The 18,731-nt window shown below is 56.5% G+C and carries 17 protein-coding genes; 8 read left to right on the top strand and 9 right to left on the bottom strand.

Features of this window, described 5'->3' with window-relative positions; translation table 11 throughout:
* Positions 1-57 precede the first annotated feature (57 nt).
* Positions 58-1,413, bottom strand: a complete 1,356-nt coding sequence (glpT, locus tag SERS4_RS0101610) for a glycerol-3-phosphate transporter (protein WP_017891280.1) — start codon at positions 1,411-1,413, stop codon at positions 58-60.
* Positions 1,414-1,778: 365 nt separating this feature from the next.
* Between glpT and glpA the strand changes: the two genes are divergently transcribed.
* The 3 genes from glpA to glpC are packed head-to-tail and all read left to right on the top strand — an operon-like array spanning position 1,779 to position 5,879.
* Entirely contained in the window at positions 1,779-3,422 is a 1,644-nt protein-coding gene (glpA, locus tag SERS4_RS0101615) for an anaerobic glycerol-3-phosphate dehydrogenase subunit A (protein WP_017891281.1), read from the top strand.
* On the top strand, positions 3,412-4,683 hold the full coding sequence (gene glpB / locus SERS4_RS0101620; RefSeq protein WP_017891282.1) for a glycerol-3-phosphate dehydrogenase subunit GlpB: 1,272 nt from the start codon (positions 3,412-3,414) through the stop codon (positions 4,681-4,683). Before glpA ends, glpB begins: the two co-directional genes overlap by 11 nt.
* Positions 4,680-5,879, top strand: coding sequence for an anaerobic glycerol-3-phosphate dehydrogenase subunit GlpC (gene glpC, locus SERS4_RS0101625; protein ID WP_012004673.1), 1,200 nt, complete (start codon positions 4,680-4,682; stop codon positions 5,877-5,879). Before glpB ends, glpC begins: the two co-directional genes overlap by 4 nt.
* A 35-nt stretch (positions 5,880-5,914) precedes the next feature.
* On the opposite strand, the gene SERS4_RS0101630 is transcribed toward glpC, so the two are convergent.
* From SERS4_RS0101630 to SERS4_RS0101640, 3 genes are all read right to left on the bottom strand, one after another.
* Positions 5,915-6,478 carry a DcrB family lipoprotein gene (locus SERS4_RS0101630; protein WP_012004674.1) on the bottom strand — a complete coding sequence of 188 codons (564 nt, stop codon included), beginning with the start codon at positions 6,476-6,478 and terminating at the stop codon, positions 5,915-5,917.
* A 79-nt stretch (positions 6,479-6,557) separates the two neighbouring features.
* Entirely contained in the window at positions 6,558-6,992 is a 435-nt protein-coding gene (locus SERS4_RS0101635; RefSeq protein WP_017891283.1) for a GNAT family N-acetyltransferase, read from the bottom strand.
* A 42-nt stretch (positions 6,993-7,034) separates the two neighbouring features.
* Positions 7,035-7,700 carry a 7-cyano-7-deazaguanine/7-aminomethyl-7-deazaguanine transporter gene (locus SERS4_RS0101640; protein ID WP_017891284.1) on the bottom strand — a complete coding sequence of 222 codons (666 nt, stop codon included), beginning with the start codon at positions 7,698-7,700 and terminating at the stop codon, positions 7,035-7,037.
* A gap of 220 nt (positions 7,701-7,920) precedes the next feature.
* On the opposite strand from SERS4_RS0101640, the gene tusA reads away from it, so the two are divergent.
* Complete coding sequence (gene tusA, locus SERS4_RS0101645; RefSeq protein ID WP_012004676.1) at positions 7,921-8,166, top strand: sulfurtransferase TusA; 246 nt, start codon at positions 7,921-7,923, stop codon at positions 8,164-8,166.
* Here tusA and SERS4_RS0101650 read toward each other — a convergent pair.
* From SERS4_RS0101650 to SERS4_RS0101665, 4 genes are all read right to left on the bottom strand, one after another.
* Entirely contained in the window at positions 8,142-9,308 is a 1,167-nt protein-coding gene (locus SERS4_RS0101650) for a DUF4056 domain-containing protein (protein WP_017891285.1), read from the bottom strand. The two genes, tusA and SERS4_RS0101650, sit on opposite strands and share 25 nt — an antisense overlap.
* Positions 9,308-10,444 (bottom strand): BamA/TamA family outer membrane protein, encoded by a 1,137-nt coding sequence (locus tag SERS4_RS0101655; RefSeq protein WP_017891286.1) that lies wholly within the window; start codon positions 10,442-10,444, stop codon positions 9,308-9,310. The genes SERS4_RS0101650 and SERS4_RS0101655 overlap by 1 nt, the downstream gene beginning before the upstream one ends.
* Complete coding sequence (locus tag SERS4_RS0101660) at positions 10,444-11,514, bottom strand: hypothetical protein (protein ID WP_017891287.1); 1,071 nt, start codon at positions 11,512-11,514, stop codon at positions 10,444-10,446. Before SERS4_RS0101660 ends, SERS4_RS0101655 begins: the two co-directional genes overlap by 1 nt.
* A gap of 153 nt (positions 11,515-11,667) precedes the next feature.
* A complete protein-coding gene (locus tag SERS4_RS0101665) occupies positions 11,668-13,983 on the bottom strand; it encodes a zinc/cadmium/mercury/lead-transporting ATPase (protein ID WP_026142153.1) in 2,316 nt (771 codons plus the stop codon).
* Between the two features lie 615 nt (positions 13,984-14,598).
* On the opposite strand from SERS4_RS0101665, the gene SERS4_RS0101675 reads away from it, so the two are divergent.
* On the top strand, positions 14,599-16,062 hold the full coding sequence (locus tag SERS4_RS0101675; protein ID WP_017891290.1) for a serralysin family metalloprotease: 1,464 nt from the start codon (positions 14,599-14,601) through the stop codon (positions 16,060-16,062).
* Positions 16,063-16,114: 52 nt separating this feature from the next.
* Positions 16,115-16,492, top strand: coding sequence for an AprI/Inh family metalloprotease inhibitor (locus SERS4_RS0101680; protein WP_017891291.1), 378 nt, complete (start codon positions 16,115-16,117; stop codon positions 16,490-16,492).
* A gap of 37 nt (positions 16,493-16,529) precedes the next feature.
* Here the strand turns inward: SERS4_RS0101680 and SERS4_RS0101685 are convergent, their stop codons facing one another.
* Entirely contained in the window at positions 16,530-17,156 is a 627-nt protein-coding gene (locus tag SERS4_RS0101685; RefSeq protein ID WP_012004683.1) for a lysoplasmalogenase, read from the bottom strand.
* A 265-nt stretch (positions 17,157-17,421) separates the two neighbouring features.
* Here SERS4_RS0101685 and SERS4_RS0101690 point away from each other — a divergent pair, with 265 nt between their 5' ends.
* Both SERS4_RS0101690 and mdtN read left to right on the top strand, forming a co-directional pair.
* Positions 17,422-17,679: a YtcA family lipoprotein gene (locus tag SERS4_RS0101690; protein WP_037410647.1), complete on the top strand. Its 258-nt coding sequence runs from the start codon at positions 17,422-17,424 to the stop codon at positions 17,677-17,679.
* Positions 17,680-17,685: 6 nt separating this feature from the next.
* Positions 17,686-18,729, top strand: coding sequence for a multidrug transporter subunit MdtN (gene mdtN / locus SERS4_RS0101695; protein WP_017891293.1), 1,044 nt, complete (start codon positions 17,686-17,688; stop codon positions 18,727-18,729).
* The last annotated feature ends 2 nt before the right edge of the window (positions 18,730-18,731 follow it).

Genomic DNA, 18,731 nt, shown 5'->3' on the forward strand with positions numbered 1-18,731 from the left:
GTAGGTGGCAAAAAGGCCGCGGTGCGGCCTTTAAATAATGCGAAAGTGGTATGACGCTTAACCGCGTTTGTTGGCAGCGATTTCCGCGTGGTGTTTTTTCTCGCTCAGCATGGTCAACAGCAGCAACAATACTGCGCCGACGCTGCCGCCAATCATCACCATAAAGCCGCCGTCCCAACCGAAGTAGTCAACGGTGTAGCCGACGATGGCGCTGGCTGCGACAGAGCCGCCCAGATAACCGAACAGACCAGTGAAGCCCGCCGCGGTACCGGCCGCTTTCTTCGGCGCCAGTTCCAGTGCGTGCAGACCGATCAGCATCACCGGCCCGTAAATCAGGAAGCCGATGGTGATCATGCAGGCCATATCGATGCCAGGATTACCGACCGGGTTGAGCCAGTAAACCACGGTGGCGATGGTGACCAGGGTCATGAAGAACACGCCGGTGGCGCCACGGTTGCCCTTGAACACCTTGTCCGACATCCAGCCGCACAGCAGGGTGCCCGGAATACCGGCATATTCGTACAGGAAATAGGCCCAGGAAGACTTATCCAGCGTGAAGTGCTTCACTTCTTTCAGGTAGGTCGGTGACCAGTCCAGGATGCCGTAACGCAGCAGGTAAACGAACACGTTGGCCACGGCGATGTACCACAGCAGCTTGTTCGGCAGGATGTACTGCATGAAGATTTGCTTGGCGGTCAGCTCTTCTTCCGCTTTCTCGCTGTAGTCGTCCGGATAATCGTTTTTGTATTCTTCGATCGGCGGCAGGCCACAGGATTGCGGAGTGTCACGCATCAGGGCAAAGGCGATCAGGGCCACCAGGATGGCACCGAAGGCCGGCATATACAGCGCTGCATGCCAGTCGTTGAACCAGGCCATGCCCAGCAGGAACAGCAGTGGCGGCAGACCGCCACCCACGTTATGGGCACAGTTCCAGACCGAAACGATGCTGCCGCGCTCTTTCTGCGACCACCAGTGCACCATGGTACGGCCACATGGCGGCCAGCCCATACCCTGGAACCAACCACACAGGAACAGCAGCACGAACATGACTGCGATGCTCGAAGTCGCCCATGGCACGAAGCCCATGAACAGCATCACCGCGGCAGCCAGGATCAGGCCGGCGGGCAGGAACACGCGCGGGTTGGAGCGGTCAGAAACCGACCCCATGATGAATTTGGAAAAACCGTAGGCGATGGAAATACCGGACAGCGCGAAACCGAGGTCACCGCGGCTGAAGCCCTGGTCGATCAGGTAAGGCATGGCCAGGGTGAAGTTCTTGCGCACCAGGTAGTAGGCGGCATAACCGAAGAAAATCCCCATAAAAATCTGCCAGCGCAATTTACGGTACAGCGGGTCGACTTTGTCGACCGGCACACGGGAAATGTGTGCTGCCGGCTTAAAAATACTCAACATGAGCGCCTCCGATGGCTTTATCTAGTTATCACATCAATATGACCTTTTACGTTCATTTGATGATTGAGCGGATATCGAATGTGGTGTTTTTTTGTTCCATAACGAGCGTCATCCTAGTCAAAACAGCCTGGTGTCGCTGTGATGGATGGCGCAATTGTTACACTTTTATGAAACACCGGCGGATTTTGAGCGATTCGTTAACGTTATGAAATAGAAAAACGCCTAAAAATCGTGATTATGATCACATTCATGGTTTTTTGTGGACATTTGGTTTTCGTTTCGAGTTCGTTATTGTTCCTTATCAAACAAAGACCCCAATGACTGTGGCTCAATAGGCTAATAATCACGGATCCTGAGAGAGCCTCATGAGCAGCCATTCACCGGATAACGAAACGGATGTGATCATTATTGGCGGCGGCGCGACCGGTGCGGGCATTGCTCGTGACTGCGCGCGTCGTGGCCTGCGTTGCATACTGCTGGAGCGTCACGATATTGCCACCGGTGCCACTGGCCGTAACCACGGCCTGCTGCACAGTGGAGCACGCTATGCGGTGACCGACGGTGAGTCGGCGCGTGAATGCATAGAAGAAAACCAAATCCTCAAGCGTATTGCGCACCACTGCATCGAGCGTACCGATGGGCTGTTTATTACGCTGCCGCAGGATTCGCTGGACTATCAACAACAGTTTATTGCCTCCTGCCACAGCGCCGGTATCAACGCCGAAGCGATCGACCCACAGCTGGCGCTGCGTCTGGAGCCGGCGGCCAACCCGGCTCTGATCGGTGCGGTGCGGGTGCCGGACGGCACTGTCGATCCCTTCCGTCTCACCGCCGCCAATATGCTCGACGCCCGTGAGCACGGTGCGCAGATCCTCACCTATCATCAGGTGGTCGGTTTGCTTCGCTCGGGCGATCGCGTTACCGGGGTGCGCGTTTTCGACCATCAATCTGCACAGCGCTACGATATTCATGCCGAAGTGGTGGTCAATGCTGCGGGCATCTGGGGCCAGCAGATTGCGGAATATGCCGATCTGCGCATTCGCATGTTCCCGGCCAAGGGCGCTTTGCTGATCCTCGGCCACCGCATCAACAACATGGTGATCAACCGCTGCCGCAAACCGGCGGACGCCGACATTTTGGTGCCGGGCGACACCATCTCGGTGATTGGCACCACCTCCACCCATATTGATTATGACCAGATCGACAACATGCTGGTGACGCCGCAGGAAGTGGACATTCTGATCCGCGAAGGGGCGCTGCTGGCGCCGGAGCTGGCGCAGACGCGTATTCTGCGCGCCTATGCCGGTGTGCGCCCATTGGTAGCCAGTGACGATGACCCCAGCGGCCGCAACGTCAGCCGCGGCATCGTGCTGCTCGATCACGCCAGCCGCGACGGCCTGGAAGGCTTTATCACCATTACCGGCGGCAAGTTGATGACCTACCGGCTGATGGCGCAGTGGGCGACCGATAAAGTGTGCGAAAAGCTCCGGTTAGACAGCCCCTGTACCACCGCGCAGGAGGCCTTGCCCGGTTCACGGCAGTCGGCGGAAGAAACGGTGCGCAGCGTGGTTTCCCTGCCTGCCAGCATTCGCGGCTCGGCGGTTTATCGCCACGGCGACAGGGCCAGTCAGGTACCGGCCGGCGATCGGCTGGATAACAGCCTGGTGTGCGAATGCGAAGCGGTGACCGCTGGTGAAGTGCGTTATGCGGTGAACTCCCTCACCGTTAATAACCTGGTCGATCTACGCCGCCGCACCCGCGTCGGCATGGGCACCTGCCAGGGGGAGCTTTGCGCCTGCCGTGCCGCCGGGCTGTTGACGCGTTTTAACGTCACCACCCCGCAGCAGTCTATCGATCAGCTATCGCATTTCCTTAACGAGCGTTGGAAAGGGGTAAGACCGATCGCCTGGGGCGATGCGCTACGTGAAAGTGAGTTTACCAGCTGGGTTTATCAGGGATTGTGCGGGCTCGATGCCCGGAAGGAACAGGAGGCCGATGATGCGATTTGACGTAGTGGTGATTGGCGGTGGCCTGGCAGGCATGAGCTGTGCCATTCGATTGGCAGAGCAAGGCAAGCGCTGCGCTGTGGTCAGTTCTGGCCAAAGCGCACTCTATTTTTCATCCGGATCGCTTGATCTGCTGGCGCAGCTGCCCGACGGCACCCTGGTGGAGTCGGCGTTGATGGCGCTACCGGCACTTGAGCTGCAAGCGCCACGGCATCCTTATGCGCTGATAGGCGCTGAACGGGTGGCCGCACTGTCAGATGATGCGGCTCTGCTGTTGCAACGCTGTGGTTTGAGCCTGCAGGGCAGCAATGAGCGTAATCATCTGCGGGTGACTCCGCTGGGTACGCGCCGGGCTACCTGGCTTAGTCCTCAGGCTATTCCGGTCACGCCGTTGGACGGCGAACTAGCGTGGAAAAATATCGCGGTGATCGGCATTGAAGGATTTTTGGATTTTCAGCCACAGCTGGCCGCCAGTTCCCTGGTACAGACGCTGGGCATCAAGGCGGAAGTGGCTTATATGCACTTGCCGGCGCTGGATCGGTTGCGTAACAACCCCAGTGAGTTCCGGGCGGTGAATATCGCCAGAGTACTGGATCTGCCGGAAAACCTGACGCCGATGGCAGAAGAAATGCGTCGGTTGGCCGGTGATGCCGAGGCGATTTTCCTGCCTGCCTGTCTGGGGCTGGAAGATGATAGCGCACTGGCCGCGTTGCGGGCGGCGGTGGGTAAACCGATTCTGCTGTTACCGACGTTGCCGCCTTCGGTATTGGGTATGCGCCTGCATCAGGCGCTGCGTTCGCGTCTGCAGCAACTGGGCGGCGTTTTTATGCCGGGTGACAGCGTACTGCGGGCAGATATCGAAGCAGGGCGAGTCACTGGCCTCTATACCCGCAACCATACCGATATTCCATTGCTGGCGCAGCAGGTGGTGCTGGCTAGCGGCAGCTTCTTCAGCAACGGGCTGGTGGCGGGCTTCGACGGCATACGTGAACCGGTGTTTGGGCTGGATGTCGACAGCCGTGCGGATCGCGCAGACTGGAGCGATCGCAATCTGTTTGCTCCGCAACCCTATTTGCAATTTGGGGTACGTACCGATAACCGACTGCGTGCCTTAAGGCTGGGGGAGCCATTGAGCAACCTGTATGCCATCGGCGCAGTGACCGGCGGCTATGATCCCCTGCAGCAGGGCTGCGGTGCGGGTGTTTCGCTGATTGGGGCGCTGTACGTCGCGCAACAGATTGCGGCACAGGAGGAGCGTCCATGAGCCTGCATAAAGACAACAGTTTTGAGAATTGCATCAAATGCACCGTCTGTACCACCTATTGTCCGGTGGCCAAGGTGAATCCGCTCTATCCGGGGCCAAAACAGGCGGGGCCGGACGGTGAGCGCCTGCGACTGAAAGATCCGGCGCTGTATGATGAGGCGCTGAAGTATTGCACCAATTGCAAACGCTGTGAGGTGGCCTGCCCGTCCGACGTCAAAATCGGCGACATCATTCAGCGCGCCCGCGCCGACTTTGCCCAGAGCAAGCCCACGCTGCGTGACGCTATCCTCAGCCATACCGATCTCATGGGCTCGCTGTCGACGCCGTTTGCACCAATCGTTAATGCCGCTACCGGGCTTAAACCGGTGCGTGCCCTGCTCGACAAGGCGCTGAAGATTGATCATCGCCGCGAGTTGCCCAAATACTCGTTCGGTACTTTCCGCCGCTGGTACCGTCAGCAGGCGCAGGCCCAACGGCGTTATGCCGAGCAGGTCGCGTTCTTCCACGGCTGCTTCGTCAATTACAACCATCCGCAACTGGGCAAGGATTTGATCAAGGTGTTCAATGCGATGGACATCGGCGTGCAGTTGCTCAAGCGGGAGAAATGCTGCGGCGTACCGCTGATCGCCAACGGTTTTATCGCCCAGGCCAGGAAACAGGCCAAAGTGAACGCCGAATCGCTGCACGAGACGGTGTTGGAGCGGGGTATCCCGGTCGTGGCAACCTCATCGAGCTGTACTTTTACCCTGCGTGATGAATACCCGCACCTGCTGGACGTGGACACCTCGGCGGTGCGTGAACGGGTGGAGCTGGCGACGCGCTACCTGTACCGCCTGATCAATCAAGGGCGCCAGCTGCCGCTGAAGCACACGCCGCTGCGGGTGGCCTATCATACGCCATGCCATATGGAAAAAATGGGCTGGACCGCCTATACGCTGGAGCTGTTGCGGCAGATACCGGGGCTGGAACTGGTGGTGCTGGACTCGCAGTGCTGCGGTATTGCCGGCACCTATGGTTTTAAATCGGAGAACTATGAGACTTCGCAGGGCATTGGTGCGTCGCTGTTCCGCCAGATAGAGGAGAGCGGGGTGGATTTGGTGGTCACTGACTGCGAAACCTGCAAATGGCAAATCGAGATGTCGACCAGCAAGCGCTGCGAACATCCGATCACCCTGCTGGCGCAGGCATTGGCTTAAGGGCGCAGCAGTTGTGAACTGCGCCCCGGAAAGGTTTATTGCTTCAGTTTCAGCGTTTTGATGATGCCTTCGGCCTCGCTCTGCGCCTGCTGCTGGTTATCCGCCGGCAGCGTCACCTGAATGGTCAGCATGTTGTTGTCCAGCGTGCCGATCAGGATAGAGGAGTAGGCTTTCTCGCCGCCGCTGGTGATGATGCTGTCCAACTGACGCAGCGGAACACCGTTAACGTCGATGGCTTTGTTGGTAATCACCTGCAGGTTGGCGTCGCGCGAGCGCTGGGTATCTTCCAGACGCTTGCTCAGGGTTTCCAGGCTGTCGGCAGTTTTGTCGCCGAGGATCACGATCAGTGCACGCTGGCCGGTACTGTCGGCGTAAACGTGCATGTTGTTCGCCTGATTACCCAACTTGCCGCTTTGGTCCGCCATGCCCGCCGGCAGGGTGAACGCCAGCTTGCCATCCAGCAAGCTTACCTGTTGCCCGGCTGGGGCGCTGGCTGCGGCATCGCCTGCCGATGCCTTGGTGTCTTTGGTTTCGCCGTCACAGGCCGCCAGGCCAAGCACTAACAGGCTGATACCCATCAATTTTGCTACTTTACGCATTGGGCTTCCTTCTTCCTTTCAGGTAGGGGTTCTCTCACGTATCGCAACCTATTCCAGGTTGAAATGCAAGCAGAGGTTGTCACAAGGTTTTTTCAAGTAATAGCCGATAATCAGCCACTTCGCCTTTCTTTTCCAGCTGAACAATCCGATAGTGATGGCCGATGAGAATCATCAGCATCGCGCGGAACTGGTTGCGGGTTTTCACTCTCAGTTGGAGATAGTTTTGCGCCCGCGCCCAGCGTTCCTGTTCGCTCAGGAGCGCCAGCGCGACACCGTGACGACGAAACGCTGGCAGCACGCCGCCCAGCCAGCTGTAAAACACCCTTTCTTGCTGTTGATAACCGAGTTTGAAACCCGCAGGATTGCCATCGACTTCGGCGATCAGTGCGCTCGCTGGGGCTGCTCCAATACGTTGCTGCAAATCGCTCAGGCTGTGCAGGCTGCCGAATTCGGGAATTTGTTGGTACAAACAGTGGATTTCTTCGAGGGTGGCGTGGCGGATGGTGACGGTCATGGCGGCCTCCGGGTGGGTGCAGGCCGCCAATAATAGCATGGTTCAGCTCGCTTGCAGGCTGCCGTCGTTCTGGCGGGCGGCAATGCGCTTAAGCAGCATATTCAGCAGTACGCCGTACATCGGCAGGAAGAACAGCAAGCAGATCATTACCTTGAAGCTGTAATCCACCAGTGCGATTTCAACCCAGTTGTTAGCCATAAAGGCGTCGCTGCTCTTGTAGAACGCAATAAAGAAGAACGACAGGGTATCGCTGATGTTACCGAGGAACATGGCGGCGGCAGGAGCGACCCACCAGGCGCTGCGCTGACGCAGGCGATTGAAAACGTGGACGTCGAGGATCTGACCGAGCACATAAGCCATAAAGCTGGCGACGGCGATACGGGCGACAAACAGATTAAAGCTGCCCAAGGCGGCAAAGCCCTGCCATTCACCCTGATAGGTCACGGTGGAGATCACGTAAGAGATGAACAACGCCGGTACCATCACCGAAAGAATGATGCGTCGCGCCAGCGGAGCGCCGAAAATACGCACCGTCAGATCGGTCGCCAGGAAGATAAACGGAAAGGTAAAAGCACCCCAGGTGGTATGAAAGCCGAAAATGGACATCGGCAACTGCACCAGATAGTTACTGGAGGTAATGATGACAATATGGAACAGCGATAGCCAGACCAACGCGGTAAGGCGCTGCCGAGCAGTAAACGAATACATGTTGTAGCCTTTTTAGCAGTGGGGTGAGGGAACCCAGAATGTCTTTTCTGCGCCGAGAAATAAGCGTCGCGGCCGCATGATACGCGTTTGCGCAACCAATGCAATGGTTAAATTTAACGCAAACGTTAACGCATCTTGCACAGAAAAACTACCGGCGTAAACTATGCGCTAATGAGATGTGGCGAGCGTTCGCCGATCGTTTTCGACCGAGAAAAATTGCATGACTGACTTATTTGCCCAGGCCGACCAGACGCTTGATGCGCTGGGGCTGCGTTGTCCTGAACCGGTAATGATGGTGCGCAAAACCGTGCGCCATATGGATAACGGTGAAACTCTGCTGATCATCGCTGATGATCCGGCTACCACCCGTGACATTCCGGGGTTCTGCCGCTTTATGGAACACACGCTGGTGGCGCAGGAAACCGACACTGCGCCTTACCGCTATTTGTTGCGCAAAGGCGTTTGACGTTTATCACCGCCTGTTTGCCTGGCGTTTTGTAATATTTGCTGTGCGTCTGCTGCGCGAGCATGCAATGCCAGGCCATTGAAATCCTGTGGGCGGTAATAGTGGGCGGGTGCCGGAAGATGGCGCATGTCATCCGTCGGCCAGAGTTGCAGCTCGCCCAGACTTGCCAGACTGAACCCCTGAAGCTGTAGCGGTAACGTCAGGCGCTGTGGGGCGGTCTTCTCGAACGGGGGCAGCGCAGGCAGGCGATTGCTTCCGGTGGCGTAATCCCGTTTTAACACCAGAAACTTCTCCGGCACCCGGCGATGGCTGTCCCACCAGTCGCCGTCAATACCGTCAAACTGCCGCTGGGTCGCCGCGATGGATACCGCGCCAAGCTGGTGCAGAGCCTGAGGGAGCAGCCTCTCCATGGCGCTGTTGTAGGCAGTGAGAGACGTCGCCTGTCCTTGCAAAATTGCATCGATCGCCAGCCGTGCCCCCAGCAGATTGGAATACAAATCTTCCGGCGAAAAAGCCGAGACCTCCTCAGAAAATCCCGGCACGGAACGGTAGCCATACCACTGTGCAATCTCATGCCATGCCGCCATTTGAAAGGCGATCTCTCCTGCCAAATAGGCCGCCAGCGTATAGCGCTGTGCTGCATCCTGAGGTGGGCTAAAGGCGTTAAGCTGTATGCGACGCGTTGCCAGCTCAGGGCTAAGGTCGATATGCCACTGCTGACCCAATCGGGGTAGCAGTTGGCTGAACAGGAAGAGGGTATTGTCGGCGGTATCACGGACGTGGGCGATATCGATAAACCCTCCCCGGTGGGTGTAGATCAAGCCCAATTGCTCACTGCCAATGCCCAGCAAGTTGCTGATGGCGTTGAAAGCGCTGTCGTTATAGTGATGGGTGCCAAGCCGGTCGGCATCCACCAGGTTACCTAATTGATAAAGCGGCACGGGAATACCCCAGGCTTGCGCTTTGAGGTTATAGCCAAAGGCGCAGCAGGGGCGCAAACCTCCCGGTGGTGGCAGTGGCGCGGCCACCGGCCAGACAATTTGGCTTTCACCGGTGGGTTGCGAAGTGATCAGCGTTTCCAACGGTTTGGCGGGCAGCGAGAGGGGCAATAACAGAAAAAATAGCAGTGCAACAGAACGCATTAAAAAGCTTCCCCAACCTGAAAGTAAAATCCGCTGCTTCCACGCCCGACGCCAAAATCGAGCCGTACGTTCATTTTCGGTTTGAATTCAAAACGGTAACCCGCTCCCAGCGTAGGCAACCAGGGACCACGGCCCAGATCGCCGGCCTTGCTGCTTAGCGTTCCGGCACCGGCCCACAGCACGTACCCGTGCCGCCAGTTTAGCTTGCGACGATATTCGACCTGGCTACTGAGCACATTCTTGTCGCGATAGCGGCCTTGATAATAGCCACGCATTCGTTGGTCGTCCCCCAGCTCAGACAGCCTGTCCCAGGGGACCTCGCCAGTGGTCAGGCGGCTGAAGGCATCCAACGCCAGCACGCTTTTCGCACTCAAACTGTGGTAGGCATTGTATTGGCCTTCAACGGCATTGAAACGGCTGTCACCGCCCAACTCCGGTGCAAAATAAGTGTCGCTCAGGCGAAAAAATTGACCCCGACTGGCATTGGAAACGAAATCACGGGTGTCGTAACTCAGCGAACCGCTGACTCCTGAGCTCAGTGAGGACACACCGGCGTTTTGGGCCCTTAGCAGGCTGCTGTTACCCTCATCGGGATCGCTGGCGTGAGTTGAGGAAAAGTCCCAGCCGATTCCTGCGTAGGTAGCGCTGGCAATGCGGTACAACAGCTGTGGCGCTATCTGGAATGACTGTTGAGTGTACTTTTCCTTGTTCCCCTCGTTATGCCCAGCCTGGTAGCCGGTGCCCCAGAAATAGGTGGGCATATTATTGAGAGAGCCGTCGGCAAAGAAGCGCCATTGGTCGTCAGCGAAAAAACTGTGGTTTTGGAAACCGACACCAAAGGCCCCCGTCGAGCTGACAAAGCCTTTTAACGCCAGCGTCGAATTTTGGCTGACGTTGTCGTGGCTGTCCGGCCGATAGATCCCAACAATAGCGGTACCGAGGCCAAGACCGAGTTCGGGAGTATAAAACGGGCCAGGCAAGACACCCCAATCGATGGCTTTGCTGCTGTCGAAACGGTTGTCAGACCCCAGAGGGGCCAACATTTCATCTACTTGCTGACGTGACAATAAAGCGGCATCAACACCGGGCAACAGGACTAACAAGGCCAGGGGTAAACTGCGGGTAAATATCGCCATCAGAAGCGATATTCACCGGAAACCATGAAACTGTTGCGTTGGCTAAAGCCAAACTCGGTCAACACGTTGAAGTTTCGTGTGATCTCATATTGCGTGCCAACCAGGACATTCCATGGGGATTGCAGATGCTGCTTCACCTCGAAACGACCTTCGCCTTTCTGATTGGCCAGGGCCATCAGCGACTGCAGTTCTGCCGGCATTCTTAGATCAGACAGGCTGCCTTTGAACTCTTGTTGCACGTCCTGATACATGGTGCCGACCCAGAGGTTTAGATGACTCTGCCCACGGATACCGGGCACCAGGAAACGGTAACCTACGCGGGGTGACACCGTCAGCGCGGAAATCTGGCCGTCGAGGATATCGAAACTGGTGCGGGTGTAGTTGGTATCGACCGAGGCGAACCAGTTGTCATATCCCCCGACTATTGTGGCACCCGCGCCGTAAGTGGTGCCCTTGAAATCAAGTTTGAAATCCAGATCGCGCAGCGTCCCTTGCTTATTCATGCCGTGTACGACATTGGCGATGATTTTTTCCATCATTTCTGAATGTTGGCTGGGATCGGCATCAACGGAGACCTGGGACAACGAACTGCCTTTGGTATGGCCGACGATGCCGTAAACATTGAGGAACGGCAGCACCCAGGTATCCAGACGCATGGTTTCCGTTTTGCTCTGTTCGCGAGTTTTGCCCACATCGATTTTGAACAAATTTGACGGCAGATTGAATGTATCCCAACCCAAGCCGGTAAAGTTGATGCTATCGACTTCTATATTCTGCCGCATGTTCATGTAATTGACGCCGATGCCAAAGGGTTCCGGCAGGTCATAGCCGCGAGCTCGAGCTTCATCGCCCCAAATGGGCAGCAGGCGATGCTCTGGTTGGGGCTGGGATTTTTCGGCGGTTACTGCTGTATGGCTGGCGGCGGGTAGCACCCCTTGGGTAAATGGGGGGCGCTGGGCCTGGTCAATCAATTGTTGCGTACTGTCGGTTTCAGGCTGCTGTGCAAAGCTCAGGGGAGAGAGCAGGGTCATTGGAACAAATAACAGATAGGTATAATTAAAGTTTTTCATATTTAGGCTCTTGGCATTTAAGGGTGGGGCATCCTTGACGGTCCCGTCATGCAAGTGCGCGAGAATATAGTAAAACCCTACAGTTAATAGTGCATAAAATGCGTCACATCATGCGCCCTGTAGTCTGGCGCATGATGTGGTTTTCATAGGGTATTATTGACGTTTCTTCAGCAGCCGCAGGGCATTGGCGGTGACCAGCGCGGTGGCGCCGGAGTCTGCCAGCACCGCCAGCCACAGGCCGGTCAGCCCCAGCAGGGTGGTGATCAGAAATACCCCTTTTAGCCCCAATGCAATGGTGATGTTCTGCCGAATATTGGCGTGCGTCGCGCGTGAGATGCGGATCATTTCCGCCACGCCCACCAGCCGGTTATGGGTCAGCGCTGCATCGGCGGTTTCCAGTGCCACGTCGGTGCCGCTGCCCATCGCGATACCGATGCTGGAGGCTTTCATCGCTGGCGCATCATTGATACCGTCGCCGATCATTGCCGTTGGGCGCAGTTCACTCAGTTCGGTTACCGCACGCACTTTATCTTCCGGTAGCAGCCCGGCACGGTAATCCAGCCCCAGCTCAGTGGCAATCGCCGCCGCCGCACGCGGGTTGTCACCGGTTAACATCACTCCGTTGATCCCTAATGCTTTCAGCTCGGCAATCGCCTGTTTGGCATCGCTACGCAGCGTGTCGCGCAGCGCCAACAGGCCAATCGGCACGCCGTCTTCCAGCACCACCACCGCCGTTTTACCGGCGTTTTCCAGCTGTTCTACCTGTTGGGTGCCTTGCTGACTGAGCAGGCCTGCGGCCAACTTGGCCGGTGCACTGATCAGCAGGGTTTTGCCGTCGATAACGCCCTCTACCCCAACGCCTGCCAGCGCGCGGCGACCCTGTGCCAGTGGCAGAGGCGCGCCATACTGCTCGGCACGGTTGATAATCGCTTGCGCCAGCGGGTGATGGGAACCGGCCTCGACGGCCGCGGCCAGCGTCAGCAACTGCTGTTCGCTGATGCCGTTGAGCGGCAGCACGTCGGTCACCGTCGGTTTACCTTCGGTCAGCGTGCCGGTTTTATCGAAGGCGATGGTTTGCACCTGGCCCAATTGTTCCAGTGCCGCGCCGCCTTTAATCAACGCACCACGTCGGGTAGCGGCTGCCAGCCCGGAGGTGATCGCCGCCGGGGTAGAGATCACCAGCGCACAAGGACAACCGATCAGCAGCAGAGTCAGGCCGCGATAAATCCAGACATCCCAGGGCTGTGCATACAGCAACGGTGGCACCAGGATCACCGCGATGGCCAGCAGCATAATGGCTGGGGTGTAGTAACGGCTGAAACGGTCGAGGAAACGTTCGATCGGCGCACGGCGCTCTTCGGCTTCTTCAATCAGTTGCAGAATGCGGTCGATGGCGTTTTTGCCCGGCTCGGAAATGACCTTCATCTGCGCGGCCTGATCGACCGACAAACTGCCCGCCGCGACTTTCTGCCCCTGTTGACGTTCGACCGGCACCGACTCGCCGGTCAGGGCGCTTTCGTCGAAGCTGGCAAACGGGTTGAGCAGTTCGGCATCGGCCGGCAGGCGGCCACCGGGCGCAATTTCAATCACATCGCCGGGGCGCAGGCTGGCAACCGGCACGCGTTTGCGCTCCGTGCCCTGCAGCAGCAGAGCGTCTTCCGGCACCAACTCCATCAGTGCCTTCACACCACGGCGTGCGCGGTTGGCTGCGTAAGACTCCAGCATCTCGCCGACCATAAACAGCAGCAACACCATCGCCGCCTCGGCGGTGGCGCCGATAAACAACGCACCAATGGCCGCGACGCTCATCAGGGTTTCGATGGCAAACGGCGTGCCGGAGCGGATCAGGCGTACCGCCTTGGTGGCAACCGGAGCCAGACCCACCAGCGTGGTGGCGATAAAGGCAATGCGGCTCAGTTCAGGGTTGACCATGCTGAGCGCCCAACTGACGATCATCAGCGTGGTGAGCAGCAGCAGTGGACCAAACTCCCCGAGGCGCGATGTTTTTGGCTGGTCGGCTTGGGAGGTCTGGGTGCCGAGCAGGGTGAAACCGGCTTGTTTCACCGCGTCCTGAATGCGCAGGCTGATATCGGATTGAGCATCGACCACCAGTTTTTCGGTGGCGAACAGCACGCGAGCATTATCGACGCCTGGGAGCGCGGTTACGGCATTTTCAATTTTTTTGGCACAGCTTGGGCAGTCCATGCCGGTGACTTTCCAGCTGTAGCGCCGGCTGCCGGAGAGAGGGGCGGCAGCCAGTCTGTCGCTTTCCTCATCCGGATCTTCATGACCGTCAGTGCTGCACCCGCCGGCACCGTGATCGTGCGTGTGGGCATGTTCGCTATGGCTGTCGGCACTTTGCTTTTCACTGCTGCAGCCGTGCTGGGTTTTGCTATGGCTGTGGTTGCAACCGCAGCCGCCTTCCGCATGGTGATGTTCCTGATGATTATGCTTTTCATGGTGAGTCATAGCGTCCCCCTCCGGGCCGTTAATGAAGTTCATTGGGCAGACTCTACACCCTGGAGTCAACTCCAGAGTCAAGCGGCGGGATGAGAATTATTGCTAACTGTGAGACGGGCGTTATCGTGGGTGGCGCGAGGCCGTTAGACTAAAAAAGAAAATGGTATTCCCTTAGAAACTTAAAAGTCCCGGCGGCTAATAATAAAGAGTTATTAATCTATAACTCTTTAGCTAAATTTAACTTTTTGTCACTTAAAAGCCAGCACGATCCGCTTGCACCTGCAGGCCGCATTTTTGTTGAAGTTTGTTGCTAACTTGTGACCGGCAGGTTTCATTTAGATTGTAAGTATCGCCAAAATCCAGCATAACTCTCCTTCGTTATGAAAATATATAGCTGATTATTTTATGTTCAGTTTTGCGCGCCTGCCTATAATTGGAATCGATTACCATTTATGGCGGTAATCTTATTTGCTGATATATATGCATTAATTCTATCTAACACACTGCCGGTAACGGCGCATAAGTCCCTTCCGGTTAATCGGCGGAACCTTCTCCGTGGCTGACCGGCAGGTTATGTCTATCTGTCTGATTGATAACGATCAGCTAATGAGTGGAATCGAACCAATGCAATCTACTAAAAAGGCAATTGAAGTTACTGAATCCAGCCTCGCAGAAACAGGATCTGGCTACAATGCTGTAGACGATCTGTTGCATTACCACGAGCGTGGCAACGGGATCCAGGTTAATGGCAAGGACTCATTTTCTAACGAACAAGCTGGGCTGTTTATTACCCGTGAGAACCAAACCTGGAACGGTTATAAAGTTTTTGGCCAGCCGGCTAAATTAACTTTCTCATTCCCGGATTATAAATTCTCCTCCACCAACGTTGCCGGCGATACCGGGCTGAGCAAGTTCAGCGCGGAACAGCAGCAGCAGGCGAAACTGTCGCTGCAATCCTGGTCTGACGTGGCCAATCTCACCTTCACCGAAGTTGCCGCCGGCCAAAAGGCCAATATTACCTTCGGCAACTACAGTCAGGATCGTCCCGGCCATTATGACTATGATACGCAGGCCTACGCTTTCCTGCCCAATACCATCTATCAGGGCCAGGATCTGGGCGGCCAGACCTGGTACAACGTCAACCAGTCCAACGTCAAACATCCGGCCAGCGAAGACTATGGCCGTCAGACGTTTACCCACGAGATTGGCCATGCGCTGGGCCTGAGCCACCCAGGTGAATACAACGCCGGGGAAGGCAACCCAACCTACAATGACGTTACCTATGCCGAGGACACCCGCGAGTTCAGCCTGATGAGCTACTGGAGTGAAACCAACACCGGTGGTGACAACGGTGGGCACTACGCGGCAGCACCGTTGCTGGATGACATTGCCGCCATCCAGCATCTGTATGGCGCCAACCTGTCGACCCGTACCGGTGACAGCGTCTATGGCTTCAATTCCAATACCGGCCGCGATTTCCTCAGCACCACCAGCAACTCGCAGAAAGTGATCTTTGCTGCCTGGGATGCGGGCGGCAATGACACTTTCGATTTCTCCGGTTACACCGCCAACCAGCGCATCAACCTGAACGAGACGTCCTTCTCTGACGTGGGTGGGCTGAAAGGCAACGTGTCTATCGCGGCGGGTGTGACCATTGAAAACGCCATCGGCGGTTCGGGCAATGATGTGATCGTCGGCAATGCGGTCAACAACGTGCTGAAGGGCGGCGCGGGCAACGACGTGCTGTTCGGCGGCGGCGGGGCAGATGAGCTGTGGGGCGGTGCAGGCAAGGATATCTTTGTCTTCTCTGCGGTCAGCGATTCCGCGCCGGGCGCTTCCGACGTGATCAAGGATTTCCAGAAAGGTACCGATAAAATCGATCTGTCGTTCTTCAATCAGGGCAAACAGAGCGGTGACCAAATCCACTTCGTCGATCATTTCAGTGGCTCTGTGGGCGAAGCGTTACTGACTTACAACGCTTCGAATAATGTCAGCGATTTGGCGCTGAATATCGGTGGCCATCAGACGCCGGACTTCCTGGTGAAGATCGTGGGTCAGGTAGACGTCACCACTGATTTTATCGTGTAACAGTGAAGATAACGCCCGGCGCAGTCTGGCCGGGCGTTATGCGGGAGCCGATATGAAAGGCAGCTTGGCGCGTACCGCCATAATGGCGGGAAATATGATGGTAACGGGGGCAGCTATGGCCAGCAGTTTGGTTCTTCCTTCCGCGCAGTCTCTGGCGGGTCAATGGCAAGTCGCCGATGCGCAGCAGCAATGCCAGATCGAATTTCTGGCCAGCGAACAGAGTGCAACCAACGGCTACCCATTGATTGATCGGCAAAATTGCCTGAAAAAAGTGTTAACGGCTGAGGTGGTCGGCTGGCGCCCGGCACCGGATGGCATTGCTTTACTGCAGGCGGACGGCAGCACGCTGGCTTTTTTTTCGCGGGATGGGGACGTTTATCGTAACCAACCTGGCGCAGATGGCGGTCTGACGCTCAAGGCTCTGGCTTAGTGGCAGCGGGTTCGGCAGCCGAACCCGCCCTGAAAAATTACAGGTAAAGCGAACGCACAATCAGGAAATGACCGGAGAAATAGCAGAAGGCCACCAGCGCATCGGCCGCGCGGAAGCTAAAGCGATAGCGATTAAGCAGCCAAATGACGTTGGCCAGCAACAGCAGTGAGGTCCCTGCCAGCAGCGAGAAACCGAAATCGGTGCTGCGCATGAAGTACTGTTCCCCTGCCAGCCACACCATTAGCAGCGTCATTGCGACCAGGGTGGCAATCGGCCAGCGCATCTCTTCCAGCCGGGTCCAGATGGTCGCCAGCAACAGCACGCCAATCACCAGCAGCGCCAGTGGCAGTGGCCAAAACAGGCTGAAGGTCATCTGACTGGCAAAGCTCAGGGTATACAGCAGGCTCGACAGGAAAAATGCGCCGATGGCGTACAGTACGCGTTCACGCGGCAGCAGCAACAGAGCGTCGCCGAGCAGCGTCGCCAACAGGCCGAGAACGATCAGATAGCCTGCCGCACCCAATACCGGCGCTTGCCAGGCCAGCAATAACAGCAGCAGCAGAGTAACAGGTTTAAATACCCAACGTTGCCAGCGTGGCCCACGGTAGGAGGCGTCGACGAACAGCCAACCGGAAAAGAATACGGCAAGGAACGGCCAACTCATATGTCTTCCTTATTCATTATGGGAGCCACAGCCTCCGGCTCCAAATTGTCACCAGTGTCACTTCCTGCTTGCAGTGTAGGCAGCAGGCCTGTAATCGACAACGCTTTCTTACGGATGAACTGTAACCTATTTGAGGTTGCAAGAAATGGACTTTAGTTTCCGATTGCCAGGTTAAATACGCCGCAGACTTTTATTTGCGGGTAATGCTGTTTAGACTCCACTTCAGAAAAGAAAATATCAGGGATAGCGTTTGAAACATATTTCCATGCTGGTTCGGCTGCTTGCCGTTTCAAGCGTTTTTTCACTCACCGGTTGTTCATTCTCACCGGCAATACCGGTATTCGGTGCAACATTCCCCGGCTGGTTCTTTTGTTTGCTGGGCGGCGCATTCTTGTTGATCCCCTGCCATATGTTGATTGTGCGTAAAGGCTGGCAGGCGCGTTTTTCACCGCCGGTGGTGAGTTACCTGGCGCTGATGTTCCTGTTTGCCGCGATCCTCTGGTTCTTACTCTTTGTTAAGTAAACATCTATGACTGATTCCCGTTCCAGTGTATTACGCAAAAAGTGGCCATTGCTGGTCATCGTTCTGGCCGCTATCGTTGCGATGATCTTGTTGATATGGCAGCTACAGACTTCGCCGGAAACCAACGATGCTTATGTCTATGCGGACACCATTGACGTGGTTCCGGAAGTGAGCGGACGCATTACTGAAATGCCCATTCGGGATAATCAGCGGGTGAAAAAAGGTGACCTGCTGTTTCGTATCGATCCCCGTCCTTATCAGGCTATGCTGGACGACGCCATCGCTCGGTTGGCTACGCTGGATGCCCAGATTGGGCTGACGAATCGCACCGTCAAAGCGCAGGAGTATAACGCCCAGTCTGTTGCCGCTGCCGTAGCCCGCGCCCAGGCGTTAGTTAAACAGACGACCTCTACCCGCATTCGCCTTGAACCTCTGGTACCTCAGGGGTTCGCTTCTCAGGAAGACCTGGATCAGGCCAGAACGGCAGAAAAAGCGGCTCGGTCAGAACTGGCAACCACCCAATTGCAGGCGAAACAGGCGGCCGCGGCGGTCACCGGGGTGGATGCGATGGTCGCGCAGCGGGCAGAAGTGATAGCCCAGATTACGCTGGCTGAACTGCACCTGGAATATACCGAGGTACGGGCTCCCTTTAATGGCGTGGTGGTGGCGCTGAAGACCACCGTCGGTCAGTATGCCTCCGCTTTAAAGCCGGTATTTACCTTAATGGATGACGATCACTGGTTCGTCGTCGCCAACTTCAGGGAAACCGACCTGCAAAATATTCGCGCCGGCGTACCGGCACGGATAACGGTAATGACCAATCACTCCAAAACTTTCGACGGGGTGGTGGACTCTATTGGTGCCGGTGTCTTGCCCGGAGAAGGGGGCAGCGTGATCGGCGGTTTGCCGCTTATTCAAAAGAGCATTAACTGGGTTCATGTGTCGCAACGTTTCCCGGTGAAGATCGCAATTACTCATCCGGACCGTCAGTTATTGCGCATGGGGGCGTCCGCCAGCGCGGTTCTATTGCCCCGAACCGAGTCTGAGTAAGG

It is taken from the genome of Serratia sp. S4, from assembly GCF_000347995.1.
Classification (GTDB): Bacteria; Pseudomonadota; Gammaproteobacteria; order Enterobacterales; family Enterobacteriaceae; genus Serratia; species Serratia quinivorans.